At 67.1% G+C, this 2,274-nt stretch carries 2 protein-coding genes; both read right to left on the bottom strand.

Features of this window, described 5'->3' with window-relative positions:
- Positions 1-81 precede the first annotated feature (81 nt).
- Positions 82-1,080: a substrate-binding domain-containing protein gene (locus tag EOD07_RS31345; protein ID WP_127238038.1), complete on the bottom strand. Its 999-nt coding sequence runs from the start codon at positions 1,078-1,080 to the stop codon at positions 82-84.
- Between the two features lie 376 nt (positions 1,081-1,456).
- A partial coding sequence (locus tag EOD07_RS31350; protein ID WP_164772728.1) for an LLM class flavin-dependent oxidoreductase occupies positions 1,457-2,274 on the bottom strand: 818 nt, incomplete at its 5' end.

Here is a 2,274-nt window from a genome sequence, read left to right on the forward strand (position 1 = left end):
CCGCAAAGCGGGGGAGAGGTGGATCGGCGCGCAGCGCCGAGACGGAGAGGGGGCCAGCGCCGGCGTCGACGATTACCGACACTACCCCCGCGCCGCGCAGCTCTCCCTTTCGACCAGCACCGGCGCCAGCACCTCGCGCCTGGACGGGGCCGCCGGCTCGCCCAGCCTCTCGAGCAGCAGGCTCACCGCCCTTGTGCCGATCTTCTCCACCGGTTGCGCGATCGTCGTCAGCGGCGGCCAGGTGGTGACGGCATAGGGGATATCGTCGAAGCCGACCATAGAGATGTCGTCGGGAACCCGCAAGCCGCGCGAGCGCAGCACCGTCAGCGCGCCCATCGCCATCAGGTCGTTGCAGGCAAACAGCGCCGTGATGCCTGGCGCCTGCGCCATAAGCTGCTCCATCGCCAGGCGGCCGCCGGCGAAATGATAGTCGGAATCGACGATCGACGAGGCCGGCAGCTCGATGCCGGCTTCGTTGAGCGCCCGCGCAAAGCCGCGCAGGCGGGCGGGGCTGGAGCTGGAATCGCGCGGACCGCCGATGACGCCGATCTTTTGGTGACCAAGCCCGGCCAGGTATTTGCCGGCGAGGTAGCCGCCATGCTCATGGTCGACCAGCACCGAATCGACATTGACCGACTGGATCTCGCGGTCGAGCAGCACCGCCGGCACGCTGGGCAGCAGGCGGGCGAACACCCGCGCGTGGTCGGACGAGCCGGCGAAGATCAGCCCGTCGATCTGCTTGGCCATCAGCACCGAGAGATAGCGCTCCTCCTTCTCGGCATTGCCGTCGGAGTTGCACAGGATCACCGTGTAGCCGGAGACGAAGCCGGCGTCCTCGATCTGCCGCGCGACGCTGGCGAAGAACGGGTTGGAATTGTCGGGCAGCAAAAGGCCGATGGTCTTGGTCTCGCCGCGCCTGAGGCTTCGCGCCACCGAGTTCGGACTGTAGCGCAGCGCGCTGATCGCGGCGCGCACGCGCTCGGCCGTCTCCGGCTCGACGTGGCGCGTATGGTTCATCACATGCGAGACGGTTGCGACGGACACCCCCGCATGGCGCGCAACATCCGCAATCGTCGTCATGGGCCCGTTTCCCGTGGCAATCCCGAAAGCACGATGCCGAAAAGCGTGAAGCGGGACGACATCATGCTCTGTCTCTTCGACCCGGAATCTTCCGCAACAACCTTTCCTCGTATGCGTCTAGGATGGCCGCGAGCATGGTGACAAGGCCCCCACGATAGCTTCGGAATTATCATCGACGCCGAGCAGTTGCGGTCCGCGGCTCCCGCCGCGATGCGGGCGACCGGCCCACGGCGGGTGAGCCTCGCCCGCATTATCCTCCCTCGATGCCAGTAATCGGTTACGCAACCGATTACGCGGCAAAGTAAGGCGCGGATTTGCCCCGCGTCAATACCAGGTCGTCAATGCCAGGTGAAGACTTCCGCCGAAGCCGGCGCCGTCACCGCCACCCCAGCGCCGGCGCGACATGCTTCAGGATCGACGCGATGACATGGGCGTTGTAGTCGACGCCGAGCTGATTGGGCACTGTGAGCAGCAGCGTGTCGGCCTCGGCGATCGCCTCGTCCTCCCTCAGCTGCTCGACCAGCTTGTCCGGCTCGGCGGCATAGGTGCGGCCGAACACGGCGCGCTTCTCCGGCTCGATATAGCCGAAATGGTCCTCGCCCTCGCTGCCGCCGAAATAGGCGCGGTCCATGTCGTTGACGATGGCGAAGATGCTGCGGCTGACCGAGACGCGCGGCTCCCGCGTGTGGCCGGCTTCCTTCCAGGCGGCGCGATAAGCCCTTATCTGCTTGGCCTGCTGGACATGCAGCGGCTCGCCGGTCTCATCGAATTTCAGCGTCGAGCTCTGCAGGTTCATGCCGAGCTTGGCCGCCCACACCGCGGTGGCGTCGGTGGCCGCGCCCCACCAGATGCGTTCGCGCAAGCCCGCCGAGAACGGCTCCAGCCTGAGCAGGCCGGGCGGGTTGGGGAACATCGGCCGCGGATTGGGCTGGGCGAAGCCTTCGCCGCGCAGCAGGTCGAGGAAGATCTCCGAATGCCGGCGCGCCATGTCGGCGTCCGTCTTGCCCTCTTCCGGCACGTAGCCGAAATAGCGCCAGCCATCGATCACCTGCTCGGGCGAGCCGCGGCTGATTCCCAGCTGCAGGCGCCCGCCGGCGATGAGGTCGGCAGCGCCCGCGTCCTCGGCCATATAGAGCGGGTTCTCGTAACGCATGTCGATGACGGCGGTGCCGAGCTCGATACGCCGGGTCTTGG

The organism is Mesorhizobium sp. M2C.T.Ca.TU.002.02.1.1, from assembly GCF_003997225.1.

What these genes read in the sequence shown, in the direction of transcription:
- EOD07_RS31345 (WP_127238038.1), bottom strand. Translation starts at nt 1,080, where the DNA reads ATGACGACGATTGCGGATGTTGCGCGCCATGCGGGGGTGTCCGTCGCA.